19 protein-coding genes are annotated in these 19,232 nt (G+C 72.0%); 11 read left to right on the forward strand and 8 right to left on the reverse strand.

Features of this window, described 5'->3' with window-relative positions:
• Window positions 1–40 precede the first annotated feature (40 nt).
• The 3 genes from ABZ478_RS26740 to glgX all read right to left on the reverse strand — a co-directional run bounded on the left by ABZ478_RS26740 (window position 41) and on the right by glgX (window position 3,407).
• Complete coding sequence (locus tag ABZ478_RS26740) at window positions 41–532, reverse strand: hypothetical protein (RefSeq protein ID WP_359553196.1); 492 nt, start codon at window positions 530–532, stop codon at window positions 41–43.
• Between the two features lie 11 nt (window positions 533–543).
• A complete protein-coding gene (locus ABZ478_RS26745) occupies window positions 544–1,050 on the reverse strand; it encodes a SigE family RNA polymerase sigma factor (protein ID WP_359553197.1) in 507 nt (168 codons plus the stop codon).
• Window positions 1,051–1,160: 110 nt separating this feature from the next.
• Window positions 1,161–3,407 carry a glycogen debranching protein GlgX gene (glgX, locus tag ABZ478_RS26750; protein ID WP_359553198.1) on the reverse strand — a complete coding sequence of 749 codons (2,247 nt, stop codon included), beginning with the start codon at window positions 3,405–3,407 and terminating at the stop codon, window positions 1,161–1,163.
• A 243-nt stretch (window positions 3,408–3,650) separates the two neighbouring features.
• Here glgX and ABZ478_RS26755 point away from each other — a divergent pair, with 243 nt between their 5' ends.
• From ABZ478_RS26755 to ABZ478_RS26780, 6 genes are all read left to right on the forward strand, one after another.
• Entirely contained in the window at window positions 3,651–4,874 is a 1,224-nt protein-coding gene (locus ABZ478_RS26755) for an Ig-like domain-containing protein (protein WP_359553199.1), read from the forward strand.
• 157 nt (window positions 4,875–5,031) lie between these two features.
• A complete protein-coding gene (locus tag ABZ478_RS26760) occupies window positions 5,032–6,276 on the forward strand; it encodes an Ig-like domain-containing protein (RefSeq protein ID WP_359553200.1) in 1,245 nt (414 codons plus the stop codon).
• Window positions 6,277–6,484: 208 nt separating this feature from the next.
• The gene (locus tag ABZ478_RS26765; protein ID WP_359553201.1) at window positions 6,485–7,252 is read left to right on the forward strand and encodes an enoyl-CoA hydratase-related protein; all 768 of its coding nucleotides are present in this window, start codon (window positions 6,485–6,487) and stop codon (window positions 7,250–7,252) included.
• A 182-nt stretch (window positions 7,253–7,434) separates the two neighbouring features.
• On the forward strand, window positions 7,435–8,055 hold the full coding sequence (locus tag ABZ478_RS26770; protein WP_359553202.1) for an ATP-binding protein: 621 nt from the start codon (window positions 7,435–7,437) through the stop codon (window positions 8,053–8,055).
• 95 nt (window positions 8,056–8,150) lie between these two features.
• Window positions 8,151–8,951, forward strand: a complete 801-nt coding sequence (locus ABZ478_RS26775; protein ID WP_359553203.1) for a polysaccharide deacetylase family protein — start codon at window positions 8,151–8,153, stop codon at window positions 8,949–8,951.
• A complete protein-coding gene (locus ABZ478_RS26780) occupies window positions 8,951–10,135 on the forward strand; it encodes a beta-propeller fold lactonase family protein (protein ID WP_359553204.1) in 1,185 nt (394 codons plus the stop codon). The genes ABZ478_RS26775 and ABZ478_RS26780 overlap by 1 nt, the downstream gene beginning before the upstream one ends.
• Window positions 10,136–10,145: 10 nt before the next feature.
• Here the strand turns inward: ABZ478_RS26780 and ABZ478_RS26785 are convergent, their stop codons facing one another.
• The gene (locus ABZ478_RS26785) at window positions 10,146–10,778 is read right to left on the reverse strand and encodes a GNAT family N-acetyltransferase (RefSeq protein WP_359553205.1); all 633 of its coding nucleotides are present in this window, start codon (window positions 10,776–10,778) and stop codon (window positions 10,146–10,148) included.
• 49 nt (window positions 10,779–10,827) lie between these two features.
• On the opposite strand from ABZ478_RS26785, the gene ABZ478_RS26790 reads away from it, so the two are divergent.
• The 3 genes from ABZ478_RS26790 (at window position 10,828) to ABZ478_RS26800 (ending at window position 12,073) form a co-directional block, all read left to right on the forward strand.
• On the forward strand, window positions 10,828–10,950 hold the full coding sequence (locus tag ABZ478_RS26790; protein ID WP_359553206.1) for a hypothetical protein: 123 nt from the start codon (window positions 10,828–10,830) through the stop codon (window positions 10,948–10,950).
• 59 nt (window positions 10,951–11,009) lie between these two features.
• On the forward strand, window positions 11,010–11,222 hold the full coding sequence (locus tag ABZ478_RS26795) for an EF-hand domain-containing protein (protein ID WP_359553286.1): 213 nt from the start codon (window positions 11,010–11,012) through the stop codon (window positions 11,220–11,222).
• 164 nt (window positions 11,223–11,386) lie between these two features.
• Window positions 11,387–12,073, forward strand: coding sequence for an NAD(P)-binding domain-containing protein (locus ABZ478_RS26800; RefSeq protein ID WP_359553207.1), 687 nt, complete (start codon window positions 11,387–11,389; stop codon window positions 12,071–12,073).
• 15 nt (window positions 12,074–12,088) lie between these two features.
• Here the strand turns inward: ABZ478_RS26800 and ABZ478_RS26805 are convergent, their stop codons facing one another.
• The 4 genes from ABZ478_RS26805 to ABZ478_RS26820 all read right to left on the reverse strand — a co-directional run bounded on the left by ABZ478_RS26805 (window position 12,089) and on the right by ABZ478_RS26820 (window position 15,266).
• Window positions 12,089–12,643, reverse strand: coding sequence for a GH25 family lysozyme (locus ABZ478_RS26805; protein WP_359553208.1), 555 nt, complete (start codon window positions 12,641–12,643; stop codon window positions 12,089–12,091).
• 92 nt (window positions 12,644–12,735) lie between these two features.
• Window positions 12,736–13,767 carry a phosphatidylinositol-specific phospholipase C domain-containing protein gene (locus ABZ478_RS26810; protein WP_359553209.1) on the reverse strand — a complete coding sequence of 344 codons (1,032 nt, stop codon included), beginning with the start codon at window positions 13,765–13,767 and terminating at the stop codon, window positions 12,736–12,738.
• A gap of 81 nt (window positions 13,768–13,848) precedes the next feature.
• Window positions 13,849–14,685, reverse strand: coding sequence for a hypothetical protein (locus tag ABZ478_RS26815; protein ID WP_359553210.1), 837 nt, complete (start codon window positions 14,683–14,685; stop codon window positions 13,849–13,851).
• Window positions 14,682–15,266, reverse strand: a complete 585-nt coding sequence (locus tag ABZ478_RS26820; protein WP_359553211.1) for an RDD family protein — start codon at window positions 15,264–15,266, stop codon at window positions 14,682–14,684. The genes ABZ478_RS26815 and ABZ478_RS26820 overlap by 4 nt, the downstream gene beginning before the upstream one ends.
• Window positions 15,267–15,815: 549 nt before the next feature.
• On the opposite strand from ABZ478_RS26820, the gene ABZ478_RS26825 reads away from it, so the two are divergent.
• A complete protein-coding gene (locus ABZ478_RS26825) occupies window positions 15,816–16,316 on the forward strand; it encodes a DUF3293 domain-containing protein (protein WP_359553212.1) in 501 nt (166 codons plus the stop codon).
• A 115-nt stretch (window positions 16,317–16,431) separates the two neighbouring features.
• Complete coding sequence (locus tag ABZ478_RS26830) at window positions 16,432–19,197, forward strand: tetratricopeptide repeat protein (RefSeq protein ID WP_359553213.1); 2,766 nt, start codon at window positions 16,432–16,434, stop codon at window positions 19,195–19,197.
• Window positions 19,198–19,232: the final 35 nt, after the last annotated feature.

The following is a 19,232-nucleotide window of genomic DNA, read 5'->3' on the forward strand; positions in this document are numbered from 1 at the left end:
AGGCGTGCCGAAGGCACCGTTGGCGGGAAGGGGCGGCGGGCTAGCCGGCCGCCGGGGAGGTGTACGACGGGCTCGCCGACCCGGTGGCCGGTGCTGTGGTGGCCGTGCCGGGGGAGGTGGCCGTCGCCGTGCCGGTGGGCGGCCCGCCCGGAGTGGAACTCCCCGGCGCCGGTGGCGGCAGGGAGGTCTCGGCCGTGCCGCCCGGGCTCGGGAACCGCGTCGTCGGCGGACCGGTCGGGGCGTTCGGCGAGTCGTCCGGCCCCGGGGAGGTGCTCGGCGACGGTGCGGGGCTGATCACCGGCAGCGGGCCGGGAGCGCTCGGCCGGTCGGAACCCGGCGCGTGCGGCCACAGCAGCAGCCCGAGGCCGATCCCGGCGGCGGCCAGCACGGACCCGGCCGCCCTGCGCGCCGCGCGGATCCGCCGCCGGTTCCGCACACCCGCGCGCAGCCGTTCCCGGTGCCCGGCCCGGAAGGCGTGGTGCTGCTGGGTGCTGTGCATGAGCTGCGCCAGCTGCCGCTCGAAGTGATCCATGGCTTCTCCCCTCACCCCACCGGCTCGATGACGTCGGCCAGGAGCCGGCGCAGCCGGGCCACCCCGCGCGCGGCGTGCGACCGGGCCGTGCCCACCGGGCAGCCCAGGGTCTCCGCGACCAGGCGGTCGGGCAGGTCCTGGTAGTAGCGCAGGACGACCGCGGCCCGCTGCCGGGGCGTCAGCTGGGCGAGCGCCCACTCCAGCCGGGACCGCTCGGCGACGGCCGCCGACAGGTCACCTGCCGCCGCCACCTCGGGCAGCTCCTCCACGGGCCGCTCGCCCCACCAGCGCCGGCGGGCGGAGCGGGCCGCGGCCCGGGCCAGCACCTTGCGGACATACGCCTCCGGCGCCCCGTCGGCGACCTTCGGCCAGACGAACCACAACTTGACCAAGGACTCCTGCAACAGGTCCTCGGCGCGGTGCCTGTCCCCTCCGGTGAGCAGACGGGCCAGATGGAACAACACCGACCAGCGGGCCGCCACAAACGCGTCGTACTCACCGGCCCGAGCCTGCTCCATCCCACGGTCCCGTCCTCGCCGGCTGTCCACACAAGGGGAAAGGCCCTGACGCCCCCGGCACGCTGCACCCGACGGGGGTGATCCGCGTCACGGGTGGATGTCACACCGCGTCAGCCGGCCCGCAGCAGCAGGACGGTCCGCGCCGGCACGGTGATCCGCGCACCCGCCGGGTGGACCGTCCCCGGCGCCTCGGACTGCTCCTCGCGCGAGGTGTCGACCACGACCTCGTAGCGCTCCGCCCACGGCGGCCCCGGCAGCACGAAGGCCGTAGGGCGGTCCCCGGCGTGCAGCACCGCGAGAAAGCTGTCGTCCAGGACCGGCGCGCCCCGCTCGTCCCGGCCCGGGATGTCCTGACCGGACAGATACATGCCAAGCGTGGCGGCGGGGGCGTACCAGTCGCCCTCGGTCATCTCCTCGCCCCGCGGGGTGAACCAGGCCAGATCACGCAGTCCGGCCGCCGAGTGGGCGCGCCCGGAGAAGAAGGCGCGGCGGCGCAGCACCGGATGACGGTGGCGCAGGGCGATCAGCCGGGAGGTCAGTTCGTACAGGGAGCGCCAGGCGGGGTCGTCCAGCAGGGACCAGTCCAGCCAGCCGATCTCGTTGTCCTGGCAGTAGGCGTTGTTGTTGCCGTGCTGAGTGCGGCCCAGTTCGTCACCGGCGACCAGCATCGGCACACCGGTGGACAGCAGCAGGGTCGTCATCAGGTTCCGCAACTGCCTGCGCCGCAGCGCCCGTACCCGCTCGTCGTCCGTCTCCCCCTCCGTCCCGCAGTTCCAGGAGCGGTTGTCGTCGGTGCCGTCCCGGTTGCCCTCGCCGTTGGCCGCGTTGTGCTTGCCGCCGTACGAGACCAGGTCGCGCAGGGTGAAACCGTCATGCGCGGTGACGAAGTTGACGGAGGCGTAGGGGCGCCGGCCGCCCCAGGCGTACAGGTCGCTGGAGCCGGACAGCCGGTAGCCCATCTCCCGCACGTCGGGCAGCGCATGGCGCCAGAAGTCCCGCACGGTGTCCCGGTAGCGGTCGTTCCACTCGGTCCACAGCGGTGGGAAGGCGCCCACCTGGTAGCCGCCCGAGCCGATGTCCCACGGTTCGGCGATCAGCTTCACCCGGCGCAGTACCGGGTCCTGGGCGATGACCGCCAGAAAGGGGGACAGCATGTCGACGTCGTGCATCGAGCGGGCCAGCGCCGCCGCGAGGTCGAAGCGGAAGCCGTCCACGCCCATCTCGGTCACCCAGTAGCGCAGCGAGTCCGTGATCAGACGCAGCACCTGGGGCTGGACCACGTGCAGGGTGTTGCCGCAGCCGGTGTAGTCGGCGTACCGGCGGGCGTCGTGCTGGAGCCGGTAGTAGCCCCGGTTGTCGATGCCCTTCAGGGAGAGCGTGGGCCCGAGTTCGCCCGCCTCGGCGGTGTGGTTGTAGACCACGTCGAGGATGACCTCGATGCCGGCCGCGTGCAGCGCGCGGACCATCCGCTTGAACTCGCCGACCTGGCCGCCCGTCGTCCCCGAGGCCGCGTACGCCGCGTGCGGGGCGAAGTAGCCGATGGAGTTGTAGCCCCAGTAGTTCTTCAGGCCCCGGCGCAGCAGGTGGTCCTCGTGCGCGAACTGGTGCACGGGGAGCAGTTCCACGGCCGTGACACCCAGTCGGGTGAGGTGCTCGACCGCCGCCGGGTGGGCGAGCCCGGCGTAGGTGCCGCGCAGCTCCTCGGGGATGCCGGGGTGCAGCCTGGTGAAGCCGCGCACGTGCAGTTCGTAGATGACCGAGTCCGCCCACGGCGTCTTGGGGCGGCGGTCGTCGGACCAGTCGTCGTCGTCCTGGACGACGACGCCCTTGGGGACGTGCGGCGCGGAGTCCCGGTCGTCCCGGACGGTGTCGGCGACATGCTGCTCCGGCCAGTCCCGGACATGCCCGTAGACCTCCGGCGGCAGACGGAACTCCCCGTCCACCGCGCGCGCGTACGGGTCGAGCAGCAGCTTGGCCTGGTTCCAGCGGGCACCGGTCCACGGGTCCCAGCGGCCGTGCACGCGGTAGCCGTAGCGCTGCCCGGGCATCACGCCGGGCACGAAGCCGTGCCAGATCTCGTGCGTCAGTTCGGTCAGTGGAACCTGCGTCTCCCGGCCCCGCTCGTCGAACAGGCACAGCCGCACCGCCTCCGCCCCGGCCGCCCACAACGCGAAGTTGGTGCCCGCGACGCCGTCCGGGCCGACCCGGAACCGGGCCCCCAGCGGGGTCGGCGCACCGGGCCACACGGGCGGCGCGGGCGGCACGCCGCGACGGGCGCCGCTCACCGCGGCCGCCGCCGGCCCGCTCCCGGCGGCCGGCTCCTCGGCCCGTGCCCGCTGCTCGGCTGCGCTCGTCACCAGTCGGCCCCTCTTTCAGTGGCTCGCCCGCGGGGCGCAGCGCGCCGCGCCGAACGGCCGGGCGCGCGCGCAGGCGCACGCCCGGCCACCCGGTACGGCTGCGCCCCGGCGGCTCCGACGCGGGCTGGGGGAGCCTTCCCCCGCGGGCGAAGGCTCCCCTTCGTGTCGTCCTCCCCACTGTTCTGCCCAGCCCGGGCGTCGCACTCACGTTTCCCCGGGGCGTGCCCGCTCGTTGAGTCCTGCGTGAGGCACGCACAAGGACGCGCACGGCGCGCGGGGGCCGCGCTGGCCGCCGTACTGACATGGGTGGGACTGCTGGCCGGCTGCACAGCGGGCGGCTCCGGTGGTCTGGACATCGACCGGATGCTCGGCGGACCGCCGGCCCCGAAGGACGCCATCCGGGTCACCCCGGAGGACGGCAGTACCGCCGTCCGGCCCGGAGAGCGGCTACGGGTCCGGGTGTCCGACGGGCGCCTGGAGAAGGTGAACGTCGTGATGTCCCAGGACGCACAGGACGCCCCGGTCGCTGGGCACATCACCGCCGACGGGCTGGGCTGGGAACCGGACGGCGAACGGCTGGCGCTGGCCGCCAAGTACACCGTCGACGCGGTCGCCCTCGACTCCGAGGGCCGCCGCTCGGCCCGGCACGCCACGTTCACCACGTATGTGCCCGAGGAGCGGTTCATCGGCTACGTCACCCCCGAGAACCGGGCCACCGTCGGCATCGGGATGATCGTCTCCCTCTCCTTCAACCGGGAGATCACCGACCGCGCCGCCGTCGAGCGCGCCGTGCGCGTGAGCGCGAACCCGCCGGTGGAGATCCGCCCGCACTGGTTCGGCAAGGACCGGCTCGACTTCCGTCCCGAGCGCTACTGGAAGCCCGGCACCGAGGTCACCGTCGATCTCGGCCTCAGGGACGTGGAGGGCGCGCCCGGCGTCTACGGCCTTCAGGACAAGACGTTCACCTTCACCGTCGGCCGCGGCCAGGTCTCCCTGGTGGACGCGGCCCGGCACATGATGGAGGTGCGGCGCGACGGGCAGCTGCTGGCGACCGTGCCGATCACCGCGGGCGCCCCGAAGACCACCACCTACAACGGGAAGATGGTGGTGATGGAGATGCTCGAGGTCACCCGCATGAACAGCCGGACGGTCGGCTTCGGCGGCGAGTACGACATCCCCGACGTCCCGCACGCCATGCGGCTCACCGACTCCGGCACCTTCCTGCACGGCAACTACTGGTCGCCGGACGCCCCCGGCAACGTGAACGTCAGTCACGGCTGCGTCGGGCTCCGGGACGTCAAGGGCGGCGGCTCGGACACGCCCGCGGGCTGGTTCTTCGACCGCAGCCTCATCGGTGACGTCGTCGAGGTCGTCAACAGCAAGGACAAAACGGTATCTCCCGACAACGGGCTCGGAGGGTGGAACATGGCATGGAAGGAGTGGAAAGCGGGCAGTGCCGTCAAGTGAGCCGAACGGGCGGGGGTTTCGGGTCGCGGCGGTCGGTTGAAGTTGCGACGGAACGGTGACCTTCGGCCGACTCTCCGCTCGAAATCCTCCGGTTACCATGCGCACACCAATTGTGGTGGGGAGCGGGCCTGACCTGGTCCGGCGAGGGGAGTGCAAGGTGAGCGTGCGGCCGATATCGGGGGCATCGGTGGGGGGCCGGGGGTTCGGCCGTAAGGGGTTGGTGCTGATATCCGGCGCCCTGCTCGTGGCCGTCACCGCGTGCGGTGGGAGCGGTGACACGAAGTCCGGGTCCGGATCCGGCAACGGAAAGGACGCGGGCTCCGGCACGCGGCAGGGCAAGCAGTCCACGGCCGCCGTCAGCATCTCGCCCAAGTCCGGCGCCACCGGCGTCGACACCAGCGGCGCCCTGAAGGTGAGCGTCGCCAAGGGCAGGCTGACCGAGGTGACCGTCAAGGACGCCAAGGGCGCGAAGATCGAGGGCGCCGTCACCGGTGACGGTGCCGCCTGGAAGCCGTCGACCCACCTGGCGGCCGGCACCAAGTACAGCGTGCACGCGGTCGCGAAGGACTCCGCCGGCCGTGAGGCCGCCGAGGACTCCAGCTTCACCACGCTCACCCCGCGGAACACCTTCGTCGGATACTTCACCCCCGAGGACGGTTCGACCGTCGGGGTGGGCATGCCGTTCTCCGTCCGTTTCACCCGGGGCATCACCAACCCGGCGGACGTCGAGAAGGCCGTCAGCATCAGGACCGAGCCGGCCGTCGACGTCGAGGGCCACTGGTTCGGCAACGACCGCCTGGACTTCCGCCCGGAGAAGTACTGGAAGGAAGGCACCAAGGTCACTGTCGACCTCAACCTCGACGGCGTCGAGGGCCGCGACGGCGTCTACGGCAAGCAGCGCAAGACCGTGAAGTTCACCATCGGCCGCGACCAGGTGTCCGTCGTGGACGCCAAGAAGCACACGATGAAGGTCACCCAGGACGGCAAGGTCGTCAAGACCATCCCGGTCACCACCGGCAAGCCCGGTTACGACACCTGGAACGGCCAGATGGTCATGAGCGAGAAGCTCACCGTGACCCGCATGAACGGCGAGACCGTGGGCTACGGCGGCGAGTACGACATCAAGGACGTCCCGCACGCCATCCGCCTGACCAACTCCGGCACCTTCATCCACGGCAACTACTGGGGTGGCGGCGCCTTCGGCAACTACAACGCCAGCCACGGCTGCGTCGGCCTGCGCGATGTGCGCGGCGGCTACGACAAGGGTGTGCCGGCGGCCTGGTTCTTCAACCACTCGATCATCGGCGACGTGGTCGTCGTGAAGCACTCCCACGACCGGACGGTGGCCCCGGACAACGGGCTCAACGGCTGGAACATGTCGTGGGAGGACTGGAAGAAGTGAGTCCCGGCTCTCCGCCGCGGTGAGAGCTTTCCGTCGCGGTGAGAGGCCGGGTCACCGGTCCGCTTCCGGGCGCGGGTGCGCTGTGGCTGGTCGCGCAGTTCCCCGCGCCCCTTCGGGCGCCTGTGGCGGACGGCACCGAGTCAGTGCCCGCCGGTTGTGACGGACCGCACCGCGTCAACCGCCGTTAGTCCCCGTTAACCTGCTCGGCATGACCGTGAATCTCGAAGTCGCCGAAGGTGTCGGAACCATCCGCCTGGACCGGCCGCCGATGAACGCGCTGGACGTGGCCACGCAGGACCGGCTGAAGGAGCTCGCCGAGGAGGCCACGCGCCGCGAGGACGTGCGCGCCGTGGTGATCTACGGCGGCGAGCGGGTGTTCGCGGCGGGCGCGGACATCAAGGAGATGCAGGCCATGGACCACACCGCGATGGTCCTGCGCGCCCGCGCCCTGCAGGACTCCTTCACCGCCGTCGCCCGCATCCCCAAGCCCGTCGTCGCGGCCATCACCGGCTACGCGCTCGGCGGCGGCTGCGAACTGGCCCTCTGCGCCGACTTCCGCATCGCCGCGGAGAACGCCAAGCTGGGCCAGCCCGAGATCCTGCTCGGCCTGATCCCGGGCGCCGGCGGCACCCAGCGCCTGCCCCGGCTGGTCGGCCCCTCCAAGGCGAAGGACCTGATCTTCACCGGCCGCCAGGTGAAGGCCGACGAGGCGCTCGCCATCGGCCTGGTGGACCGGGTCGTCCCGGCCGCCGAGGTGTACGAGCAGGCGCACGCGTGGGCGGCGAGGCTCGCGCAGGGGCCGGCGATCGCGCTGCGCGCGGCGAAGGAGGCCGTCGACACCGGTCTGGAGACCGACATCGACACCGGTCTCGCCGTCGAACGCAACTGGTTCGCGGGCCTGTTCGCCACCGAGGACCGCGAGCGCGGCATGCGCAGCTTCGTGGAGGAGGGGCCGGGCAAGGCCAAGTTCCTGTGACCCCCGGACGTGTGAACTGCCGCACAGACTCTTGCAATTGACACGTTGTCTGATCCGGGTCCCTCGATGGGGCGGTTCATGGGAGCCTTGACTCCACTTGAGTCTGCCTCGTCGAGGGAGTCTGACGATTGCCCGAAAGTGAGTCATCTCCGCAGGTCGGACGGGCTTTCGTCGACCCTGTAATGCCTTCGGCATATGCCGGAGGGCCGACGCGGGACGGGAGCGCGCAGGGGGCGTATTCCTCCGGAACGCCTACGGAGACGGCCCCGGGCGGCCATCATGGGGGCATGGCGGGGCTGGAGGGCATCGGACAGCCGCGGGGACACAGCCGTGCGCCCGCGGCGCGCTGGTCGCCCGCGGTCGAGGACGAACGGGCGCTCAAGGCGCTCGAACTGTTCGGCAACCCGACGGAGTCGGAGGTGCCGCTGCCGTCCCGCCCGGAGTCCGCGGCCACCGCGCGCCGGCTGGCCCAGGTCGTCGTCCTGCGGCACTGGGGGCTCACCCCCAAGATGACCGAGGACGCCGTCCTGCTGGTCTCCGAACTCGTCGGCAACGCCGTACGGCACACCGGGGCCCGGGTCTTCGGCCTGCGGATGCGCCGGCGTCGCGGCTGGATCCGCGTGGAGGTCCGTGATCCCTCCCGCGGACTGCCCTGCCTGATGCCGGTTCAGGAGCTGGACGTCAGCGGCCGCGGCCTGTTCCTGGTGGACAAACTGGCCGACCGCTGGGGTGTGGACCTGCTGCCGCGCGGCAAGACCACCTGGTTCGAGATGCGCGTCGCCGAGCGCGAGCCCGGCCGCTGAGGCTGGGGCGACCGCCGCCCCCCGCTCGACCGGGGCGACCCGACATCCTCCTCCGATCGGGCCAATCGGGCGTTTTCTTACCCTTCCCCCCTTAAATGGTGCGGGTGACCACGACCAACCGTCGCGAGGTGCTGCGTGCGGGCGCCGGGCTCGTCGCCGGGGGCGCGTTCGCCGCCGGTTGCACGGGTGCCCCGGCCGAACCGAGCGCCACCGCCTCCGCCGACCCGTCCGCCCGCGCGTCCGGCCACCCCGCGGCCACCTCCCGAACCGCCCCCGCCCCCCGCTCCTATCCCGGGCAGCCCGCCCAGATCACCCACGGCCCGCGCGGCCGCCCCCGGGTCGCCCTCACCTTCCACGGGCAGGGCGACCCGGAACTCGCCACCTCCCTGCTCGGCGCGGCCGAACGGCACGGCGCCCGGCTGACCGTGCTGGCCGTCGGCACCTGGCTGGACGAGCACCCCGACCTAGCCCGCCGCATCCTCGACGGCGGCCACGACCTCGGCAACCACACCCAGCGGCACGTCGCCGTCAACGCCATGTCACCGGCCGCCGCGGGCAAGGAGATCACCGACTGCGCGGACCGGCTCGAGCGGCTCACCGGATCCATCGGCACCTGGTTCCGGCCGTCCCGTTCCCCGACCGCCTCCCCGGAGGTCGCCGCACTGGCCCGCGCCGCGGGCTACCCGCACGTGCTGTCGTACGACGTCGACTCGCTCGACTACACCCGGCCCGGCGCCGACGCCATCACCCGCAAGGTCACGGCCGAGGTGCGCCCCGGCTCGGTGGTGAGCCTGCACTTCGGCTACCCCGGCACGGTCACCGCCCTCCCCGCCGTACTCCACGAACTCGACCGCCGCGGACTGCGCGCGGTCACCACCACGGAGCTGCTGAGCTGATGCGAACCACGAAAGCCGCCCGCCTGCTGGCCGCCGGAGCCGCCCTCACCGCCCTGACCCTGCTGTCCGCGTGCGGCGGCTCCCAGCACCGCGAGAACGAGGCCATCGGCAGCAAGGCGCCGGTCCGGCCGCAGGTGAGGAAGCCACAGGTGGACGTGTTGCCGGGGATGCCACCGGTGGAGGACCCCACCGACATCTACGCCGCCGACCGCCCGGGCAGGCTCTCCCCGGTGGTCGAGGGCTTCCCCTCCCGGGTCTATGTCCCCAACACCAACTCCGACACCGTCACGGTCATCGACCCGAAGACGTACAAGATCATCGAGACGATCCCGGTGGGCCGCCAGCCGCAGCACGTCGTGCCCTCCTGGGACCTGCGGACGCTGTGGGTCAACAACGACCTCGGCAACTCCCTCACCCCCATCGACCCGAGGACCGGCAAGGCGGGCAAGCCGGTCGACGTGCACGACCCGTACAACCTGTACTTCACGCCCGACGGCAAGTACGCCGTCGTCATGGCCTCCAAGGACCGCCACCTGGTCTTCCGCGACGCGCACACCATGAAGCAGGTCAAGGCCGTCCCGGTCGACTGCGCCGGCGTCAACCACGCCGACTTCTCCATCGACGGCCGCTACTTCATCGTCTCCTGCGAGTTCAGCGGCGAACTGCTCAAGGTCGACACCGCGAAGATGGAGGTCATCGGCGAACAGAAGCTGGCCGTGCACGGCGCCATGCCGCAGGACGTGAAGGTCGCGCCCGACGGCAGGCGGTTCTACATCGCCGACATGGTGGCGAACGGCGTGTGGGTCCTGGACGGCGACACCTTCGGCAAGCCGGCGTTCCTCGCCACCGGCAAGGGCGCGCACGGACTGTACGTCAGCCGCGACTCCCGCGAGATGTACGTCTCCAACCGCGGCGAGGGCTCCATCTCCGTCTTCGACTTCCCGCAGAACCGGCTCACCAGGAAGTGGCACCTGCCCGGCGGCGGCAGTCCCGACATGGGCGGGGTCTCGGCCGACGGCAAGGTGCTGTGGCTCTCCGGCCGCTACAACGCCGAGGTGTACGCCATCGACACCCGCACCGGCACCGAACTGGCCCGCATCAAGGTCGGCAGCGGCCCGCACGGACTCGCCGTCTACCCCCAGCCGGGCCGCTACTCCCTCGGTCACACCGGCGTCTTCCGCTGAGCCCGGCCCGTCAAGGGGCCAGCAGCAGCGCCTCCGCGCCCACCACGCGATAGCCGGCCGCCTGGAACGCCCGCATGCTGCGGGCGTTCCCCGGCGCCGTCTGCGCCCACAGCGGCTCCGCCGCCAGATGCCGGGCCGCCGTCACCAGGGCCCGGCCCAGCCCCCGGTGCCGCGCCCCCTCGTCCACCTCGACGCCCACCTCCAGCCGCCCGCCGACCCCGCGCCCCATGACCAGCACCCCGCCGTCCGCCGTCCACGCCCGCACCTCGTCGCGCCGACGGCGGGCGTAGGCGATGCGCGGATGGCCGGCGTCCTTGATCTCCGTCAGCGCGAGCGGCGGCGCGCCGGGCAGGGGCGATCCGACCAGCAGGGCGTCGACGGTCTCGGCCCGGCGCCCGGTACGGGCCAGGAAAGCGGCGAGGAAGACGGGGTGCAGCGCCGTGGACAGCGGATCGCAGTCCACGGCGTCCAGCGTCTCGCGCACCCACCGCGGGTCCTCGTCCGTGAAGACGACGGAGTGCGCGGTGAAGGCCAGCACCCCCGCGTCCCGCGCCCCGTGCTGCGGCACGACCGTCGTACGGCCGTCGGCCGGCGGGAACACCCCGCGCGCCGCCGCGTCCAGTATGTTCCGCAGGGTCCGCAACCCACCGCTCCTCGAGTCTCCACCGGCTGAAAGGCCCAGACTCGCAGACGTGATCGACGACGGCACCGGACTTCTCGCCATGGGCGGGCCGGCGCGGGCCGGCGGCCCCTTCGCCCGCGAGGAGGACTGCGCCTGGGTGGTCGCCGCACTGGAGGCGCACACGGACCGTTAATCTGACCAGCGTCAGTACGCCAGCAGGGCATGAGCAACACGAACATAAGGGGCGGATCGGTGGCGGACATCGAGGAAGCACGCAAGCAGTTCCAGCGGATCGACGCGGACGGTGACGGTTTCATCACCGCGGCGGAGTTCAAGTCCGCCCTCGCCCAGGGGGGTGACTGGAACGTCACCGACACGGTGGCGGAGGCCGTCATCCGGACCCGCGACCTCAACGGCGACAAGGTCCTGTCGTTCGACGAGTTCTGGACCTACCTGAGCAAGTGACGTGCCCGAAGGGGGTGCCGTCCCGCAGCGGGACGGCACCCCCTTCGTCGTAGGTCCCACCGATCCCCGGCACCCGCCACCGGCGCGCGCGTACCCCCATTCGCCGTACCGGCCGGAATAGCCCGCCGCCGCCCGGGGTTGTCGCCCAGGTCAGAAGCATGCACATGCATGGACTGGAAGGGTCTGTCATGAAGATCGGCATCATCGGCGCGGGCAACATCGGCGGCAATCTGACCCGGCGGCTCACCTCGCTCGGGCACGACGTGTCCGTGGCCAACTCCCGGGGCCCGGAGACCCTGAAGGCACTGGCCGAGGAGACCGGCGCGACGGCGGTACGGGCGGAGGAGGCCGCCGAGGGCGCCGAGGTCGTCGTGGTCACCGTGCCCCTGAAGGCGGTCCCCGGCCTCCCCTCCGGCCTGCTGTCCGGCGCCGCCGAGGGCGTGGCCGTGATCGACACCGGCAACTACTACCCGCAGGAGCGGGACGGCCGGATCGCCGGTATCGAGGACGAGGGCCTGACCGAGAGCCGCTGGACCGAGCGGCACCTCGGGCACCCCGTGATCAAGGCGTTCAACGGCACCTACGCCCAGGACATCCTGGACCGCCCCCGCCCGGCCGGTGACCCCGAGCGGATGGCGCTGCCGGTCGCCGGTGACGACGAGGCCGCCAAGCGGACCGTCCGCGGCCTCATCGACGAGCTGGGCTTCGACACGGTCGACGCGGGTGGCATCGACGACTCCTGGCGCCAGCAGCCGGACACCCCGGTCTACGGCCTGCGGGCGGGGGCCGAAGCGGTCCGCAAGGCCCTCGCGGAGGCGTCCCCCGAGCGGCCGGCGGCCTTCCGCGGCTGACCGCCGACGGCATCGTCAGGGCGTGGCCCACTTCCGCAGGGCGGCCTTGTCCGCGAAGGCGGCCACGTCCTTGTCGTGGGGTTCGCTGCTGTACTGGTGGAAGCGCCACTTGGCCTTGATGCGCGGGTGGCCCGCGCTCACGTAGTCGGCGATCCACAGGCCGTCCCCGGCGTACGAGGTGCGGTCCTTGTTCAGCCAGTAGTCCCGGTTGGTGTACAGCAGCACCCTGTTGTGCGGGCGCAGTTGCTTCACCGTCCGGATGAACTGGTCCTTCTCCGCGTTGCTCGCGTGGTTGCCCTCGCTGGTGGTCTCCCAGTCGACGGCGAGCAGTTCACCCGCCTTCTCCGGTGCGTGCCGGACGAAGTACTCGGCCTGGGCGGTGATGTGCCCCGGCCACAGGAAGTGGTAGTAGCCGACGACCAGTCCCGCGTCGCGGCCGTGCCTGGTCTGCGCGGAGAGCCGGGGGTTGACGTACGAACGCCCCTCCGTCGCCTTGATGAAGACGAAGGAGAGGCCGTCCGTGCCGTAGGACGAGGACTGGTACGCGCTCACGTCGATGCCGTGCAGCATGGGGGGACCCCCCTGGGGTGCCGTGGGGTTTCAGGAGTCGACTCATATATGCCCCGTCCGGCACGAGAGATCCGCGGGTCCGCTGTGCCGCGTCAGCCCCGGGGCGTCACCGAGCCCAGTACCGAGGCCGGCTCGGCGGCCCAGTCGGAGGTGATGACGCTGGCGTGGTTCTTGGCCAGCAGGGCGAGCCGGGCGGCGACTTCGGCGGCCGTGGGGTCGGTCGAGGAGATCGCGGGGGACACCCCGTCGGCACCCGTGGTGATCAGGATGTAGTGGTTCGCGGAGTAGAACGAGGTGTCGTAGCCCTTGTTCACGTACGTCGCCGCGTCCCCGTCGAAGAACACGAACCACGGCCGGATCGAGGCGTCGTACCGGCCGGCGCGCGGATCCCCGTTCTCGGCGCCCAGCACCGCCGGGAACGCCTGGGCCTCGGAGATCCGCCCGGCCGCGGACAGGTCCCGCAGGTGGTCGCCGTACTCCTTGTCCGTCCAGTAGTGGTCGAACGGGTTGGACTGCTCCACCGTGCCCGGGATCAGCTCGAACAGGAACTTGCCCCTCATGGCGTCCCGGGAGGGCCAGGCGTCCGCCCTGGCGGCGGCGTCCAGGGTGGAGTACGTGCCGCCCAGCAGGTCGGCAGGCCGGAACACGCTGCCGCCGAGCTTGCGCGACACCAGCGTGTCGAACTCGTCCGCGCCCATCCCGGCCCGGTTGTTGAAGCCCACCTTCATCTCCACCTTGAAGACGATCGGCGGGTGATCGGGGTGGAGCCGGTTCCAGGCCGCGATGTTGTCCAGGCAACTGCCGAGATCCTGGTTGCGGCTCTTGCCGTACAGCTCGTCCGGGTTCTTCGCGGCCTCGCAGTTGTTGTCGTTGCCGAACGGGTTGCTGTGGCTGACCCGCCACCGGTGACTCAGGCTGTCCACGTACACGTCCAGCTCAAGCAGCGAGGCCCCCGAGTCCAGCGCCTGCGCGAAGTACGGGTACTTGTCCTTCTCGTACGCGTTGTGCGTCCCGATCGCCGTGACCCCGGAGAACTTGGGCGCCTCCGCCTCCGCGTTGCCCGCCCCCATCGCCAGCACCGCGGCGGCCCCGACGGACGCCACCACCCGTCTCACTCCGCGCATCCGCCAACTCCCCTGTAGTTCGGTCAAGTTGGCGGAAGCGTAGAAGCGCGCGGTTACCGCGGGGTAGCCCCTGGAGGAACATCATTCCGGCGAGCGGCAGGCGTGTTCTCCGGGGCGGTACGCGGGTGAGGTGGCGGCGTATCGGGCGCGGGCATCGGCGTTCGCGGCCTTCAGCGCGGTCAGCCGGGTGTCGAGGAGATGCTCGAAGTCGGCCACCCGGTCGTGGGCGCGGGCCTGAGCCCACTCCAGGTAGAAAGCCGCGCTCGGCGAGTGGCCGTCATGGAGAACATCCAGCGCGTGGGGCTCCGTCGCCTGCCCGGTGTGCAGGAGCAGCCGCATCACCTGTGGTGCGATCTGCTGGGGCTGGAAGCCGAGCAGTTCGACCGCGGGTACGGACCACCGCTGAGCGCGGCCGGCATAGGCGACCCGCCCGAGACTGATGACCAGCGCGCCGGTGTCGACGGGGGAGAGGTGCCGCCGGTCGGCATGCCGCCCGGCCTGCCCGGCCCCGATGGTCACGGCCGCCGGTCCGAGGGGAAGGGTGATCCCGCCGAACAGGGCGCGCAATGGTCCGGCAACGGCGGTCGGGGACAGCAGATTGGCTCCGCACACGTGCAGCGGAGGGTCGGTTCGCGGCCAGGCGTAGAGCATCGACCGGGCGATGGACGCGGGCGACCCGTCGGGGGCGTAGGGGTCTGCCAGGATTCGGGCGGTGGCCTCGGCGGCGGACTGTTCACCGCGAAGTTCGGCGAGCGACCGCACCAGTGCCGTTTCGGGATGCCCGACCTCGATCCTGCCGTGGTCGGGAAGCCAGTGGGTGATCGAGCAGGTGGGGCAGGGCCGGTCGGCGGTGGTGATGCCGGCCTGCCCGCACCGGGCGCAGTACAGCCACCCACCGGCTGTGTGGACCGGGCTCACCGCACGGTGACGACGACAGTGCCGAGCACCATGTCTGCCCAGGTCTGACGCTTGTTGTGCCACAGGGGCCACAGCAGTCCGAGCGGAACGACGATCAGCCAGGAGGGCAGCCAGTCGATGAAGTGCATGAGCCGGCGGCCGAAGGCCTGGCCGGCGCCGATGCACCGGCCGTCGCTCGCCCGTACGACCCGGATGCCGACCGCACGCTTGCCCGGGCTCTGGCCGGACCTGCCTTCGCCGGCGATCTGGAGAACGAGGTAGCCGATCGGCCAGCCGATCGCCAGCAGGACGAGTATCAGTGCGGCACCACCGATCGCGTCCGCCGAGCCGGCCGCGACGGCCAGCAGGAGTGCCATCGGTGCGTATGCGGCCAGCGCGTCCATGAACCAGGCGCCGACCCGCTGCCCCCAGGTCGCCAGCGGCGGGCCGTGCCATGCATCGCCGGTCAGGAAGCCACCCGAGGCCTCCGGTCGCGGAGAGGTCGGGAAGGCGTAGGCCGCCCCGGCGGGCGGCGGTACGTGCCACTGGCCGGATGCGGGCCCGCCGTACGCGCCGACACCTCCGTACGACCCGGGGCCCAAGGGTGTGTCTCCCGGGCCGCCACCCGGTGCTCCGGCTCCCGCTCCCAGACCCTCACCGGCCTGATGACCGGCGAAGGGCGTGTAGGCCCATGGCGCGGGCGCTGGTGCCGCGGGCGGGGGAGCGGACGTCCACGGCGGGGCGGCGGGTGGCGTGGCTCCGGTGGGCGGTGCCGGCGCCTCCGCTGTCCCGGCGGCGGGCTTCTTGGCGAGACCCACGGTTCCCGGCAGCGCCGAACCGCAGCCGGGGCAGAACCGGTCTCCGTCGTCACGGACGGGCAATCCGCAAGAGGGACAGGGCATGGGTGCTCCAAAGCCGCGATGTGGAGATGACGTGGAGATCATCCACGTGGTCGGTTCAGTGGTCAACTATTTCTTCGCCCCGCCGGTCGGCGGCTGATGGGCGCGGACAGGTGCTCGACTTGGAGCCCGGCCGTGTGGCAGCATCACGGCGTCCGGCGCTCAATGCCCGGAATCGCAGCCGTCCCGCCCAGCGGGCCGTGAGATCTCCCTGCCGGCAGGTAAGGGGGTCCCCTTCCGAAGGAGACTCCCGTGCCTGCCGTTGTCGATTTCCCCAAGGCCGCGCAGTGGCCGCATTATCTGACCGCCGTCGTGGACATCGCCTTCGCCACACGGAGCGTCCGTGTGGTGCCGGGCTGCCCGGGTGGCGCGCCCAGCCTTCCGTACCCGCTCAGCGCTGGGCGCACGATCCACATCGTCACGGCCTTCAATCCCGGCGGGCGTGCGGCCACGACGGAGGCCAACCTGCGGGCGCAGCACACGTTGCTGCGGGCCGTCGGCCTGCCCGGTCTGAGGTGGTGGCCGGCCGTCGGGTTCGACCCGGACGGCACCCATGCCGAGATCAGCGTGGCCGTGGCCGGCCTGAGTGACGCTCAGGCCCGCTCGCTCGGGCGCCGTTTCGGCCAGGACGCCGTGTTCGCCTGGTCGCCGTCCTCCTGGCGGCTGCTGGCATGTGAGGACGCGGCCCGCGACATGGTCGTGACCGGGTGGCATGCCGTGGCAAGCGGCCTCGCGCCCTGCCCGGCGGTCTGAGTTCACCGACCCCTGCCGGATGGCCGGACCCCCGCGTTGTGAAGATTTCGTGATGAGTAATGTGCTGCCGGGACCGGCCTGCCGGGTCACCCGGAGAGGGAAAGGAAGGGCAAGCATGGAGTGGGGCATAGGTCATCTCGTCGCCCAGTACCGAGCCTGTGCCGCGGCCGGTGTCGAGCCGTTCACCGAGGAGGTGGCCGCCTCGCTGGTGGAGGTGTCCGCCAGGCTCGGTGACGAGGCGAACGGCGCGGAACAACTGGTCATCGACGACCCGGTGATCGTCCTCGACGAACTCTGCCGTGCCCTCGCGGACATCGCCGGCTTCTTCGCCGAGTGCGGCCGGCACGAGGACGAACTGATGGCCCGCCGTCTCGCCCTGGGACTCCACGCCGGCGCGGACCCCGCACGGCACGCCCGGTACCTGAGCGCCCTGGCCCACCCGCTCGCTGCCCTCGGTCGCACCGAGGAGGCCCTCGACGCGCGCCGGGAGGCCTTCGGCACGCTGTGCGAGCTGGCCGAGCAGGACTCCGCGTGTTGGCCGGAGGCCCTCGCCGAGGCCGAGGCCTACGGGGAACTGCTGGCCCGGGACGGTGATCCGGCCACCGCCGTCGAGGTGTGCCGGCAAGCCGTCGACGGTCTCGTCCCGTCCGCCGGCCCGGAGGAGGGCCGGGCGGAGAGGTCCCTCGCCCAGGCCCTGCTGCGGATGACCCGGCGCAGTGCCGATGCCGGCTTCCCCGCCGAGGCCCTGGTACTGGCCCAGGAGGCGGTCGTCCTGCTCAGGCGGCAGGGCGGCCCGGCCGAGGTCGCGGACGCGGTGCGGGCGGTGGGCCTGCGGTACGAGGAACTGAACCGCTGGGACGAGGCGTGTGCCCACCTGGCCGAGGCGGCGGACCTGTTCGCCGGTGTCGCAGGGGCAGGCGGGGAGCCGGGCATCCGCCTGCGGTACCTGCAGTCGCTCACCGACCTCTCAAGGGCCCAGGTCCGACTGGACGGCGACACCGCGGTGCAGACCGCCCAGCAGTGCGTCGCTCTGCACCGGGACCTCGTACGCGAGGACGAGGAGCACCTGCCACGTCTCGCCGCCGCCCTGGTGGAGCTGCACCACCGGCTCACCGCGGCCGGACTCCACGTCAAAGCGGTGTACGCGGCGCAGGAGGCGGCCGCGCTCTACGGCCGCCTGCACGACCAGAATCCGGAGTGGAGCACCGAACTCGCCAGGACCCACCTCCACCTCGGCCGGCGCCTCTCCCACATCGGCCGCCTCGAGCCCGCGGTGGAGGCGAACGGGACCGCGGTCGAGCTGCTGCGCGACGACCCCGGTGACCGGTTCGAACTGGGCCTCGCACTCAAGGAGTTCGGTACACGGCTGCACGAGCTGGAGCGCTTCGAGGAGTCGCTGGCCGCCACCGCGGAGGCCGCGGGGACCTTCCGCGCCGCCGACGAGCTCCCCGCTCTCGCGGCCACCCTCTACAACCTCGCCATCACCCACAACGTCGCCGGTCACCCGGCGGAGACCGTGCGATCGGCCACCGAAGCCGTACAGATCTACCAGCGCCTGTACGACGACGACAGCGACTGGGCCCCCGGCCTCTACCAGTCCCTCGGCCTGCTCGGTGCGGCCTTTGAGCACATGGACCGCTTCGACCAGGCGATCACCGCCCTGGAACGCGCGGTCAGCCTGCTGGAGCGCCTGTGCACCCCGGACAGCGACGGCTACGCCCCGGACCTGGCACGGATCCTGCACGACCTGAGCCGCTGCCATGAGCAGCAGGACCGCCTGGAACGGGCACTGGATCACATGCGGCGCTCGGTCTCCCTGTATGGGGAGCTGACGCAGCGCGACCCCGACCGGTTCCGGGGCCGGCTCGCGGGCGCCTGGCTCTCGCTGGGCATCTACCTGGGCCGGCTCGGACAGGCGGAGGAGGCCCGGGCCGCCACCAGCCTTGCCGCCGACCTCTACCGGCAGACCACCGACCGCGAGAGCCTCGCCCTCGCACTGTCCCAACTGGCCTCCCGTGAGCACGTCCTGGACCGCGACGAAGAGAGCGTCGCCGCCCGTACCGAGGCCATCGAGCTGTACGAGGAATGTGCCCTCGAGCAGCCCGAGTACCACGGACCCAACCTCGCCAGGGCGCTGGAGGACCTCGCTGCCCATCACACCCGAAGAGAGGAGTACGCGGCGGCGCTGCCCCTTCTGGAACGCGCCGCGGACCTCTGGGAACGCCTCGGGGACCGGGGCTACCTCATCGGGAACCTGCGCAGACGCCTGCTGGTCCACTGCTGCCTCGGGCAGGACGCGGAGGACACCCTGGAGCGGCTCGTCGACGCCCAGCAGGATACGGAGCAGACCGTCCGTACCCTGGATGCCGTCGTGCAGGAACTGATCCGCCTCGACCGTCAGTCCCCGGCCGAGCCGCTGCTCGCCAGGGCGTTCGGCCTGTGGGAGATCCATCTGCTCGAACACCCCGCCGCCGACCCCATGGTGCGGCTCATGCTGCTGGACTCCCGTGCCGCGCTGCTGGCCCGCGACGAGCGGCACTCCGAGGCGGTCACGGTCCAGGACGAGACGGTCCGGCTGCTCGAGTCGTTCGCCCGCGACAACCCCGCCGGCCACCTCGGTTTCCTGACAGCCGCCCGGTCCCGCCTGGCCGGCCACCTGTACGCCGCCGGCCGTCCGGCCGACGCCCTGGACCACCAGCGACAGGTCGTGTCCGGCTACGAGCGGCTCGCCGCGGGTGACCCGGGGGAGTACCGGCCGGCCCTGGCCTCCGCCCTGTACGAACTCGGCCGCCTGCTGCGCGATCTCGGGATGGCCGACGCCGATGCCGTCCTGGCCCGGGCGGCCACCCTCCGACTCACCCTGGAGGGCGCCGGGGAGTGACGCGGGCCCGGGAGCATGCCGATGCACGGCCCTGA

The sequence above is a fragment of the Streptomyces sp. NPDC005706 genome, from assembly GCF_040631045.1.
Lineage (GTDB): Bacteria > Actinomycetota > Actinomycetes > Streptomycetales > Streptomycetaceae > Streptomyces.

Excerpts from the sequence above, each read along its gene's own strand:
- ABZ478_RS26800 (WP_359553207.1), top strand. The coding sequence starts at position 11,387 with ATGCATGGACTGGAAGGGTCTGTCATGAAGATCGGCATCATCGGCGCG.
- ABZ478_RS26765 (WP_359553201.1), top strand. The coding sequence starts at position 6,485 with ATGACCGTGAATCTCGAAGTCGCCGAAGGTGTCGGAACCATCCGCCTG.
- ABZ478_RS26830 (WP_359553213.1), top strand. The coding sequence starts at position 16,432 with ATGGAGTGGGGCATAGGTCATCTCGTCGCCCAGTACCGAGCCTGTGCC.
- ABZ478_RS26745 (WP_359553197.1), bottom strand. The coding sequence starts at position 1,050 with ATGGAGCAGGCTCGGGCCGGTGAGTACGACGCGTTTGTGGCGGCCCGC.
- ABZ478_RS26775 (WP_359553203.1), top strand. The coding sequence starts at position 8,151 with ATGGTGCGGGTGACCACGACCAACCGTCGCGAGGTGCTGCGTGCGGGC.
- ABZ478_RS26810 (WP_359553209.1), bottom strand. The coding sequence starts at position 13,767 with ATGCGCGGAGTGAGACGGGTGGTGGCGTCCGTCGGGGCCGCCGCGGTG.
- ABZ478_RS26780 (WP_359553204.1), top strand. The coding sequence starts at position 8,951 with ATGCGAACCACGAAAGCCGCCCGCCTGCTGGCCGCCGGAGCCGCCCTC.
- ABZ478_RS26740 (WP_359553196.1), bottom strand. The coding sequence starts at position 532 with ATGGATCACTTCGAGCGGCAGCTGGCGCAGCTCATGCACAGCACCCAG.
- ABZ478_RS26805 (WP_359553208.1), bottom strand. The coding sequence starts at position 12,643 with ATGCTGCACGGCATCGACGTGAGCGCGTACCAGTCCTCGTCCTACGGC.
- ABZ478_RS26770 (WP_359553202.1), top strand. The coding sequence starts at position 7,435 with ATGCCTTCGGCATATGCCGGAGGGCCGACGCGGGACGGGAGCGCGCAG.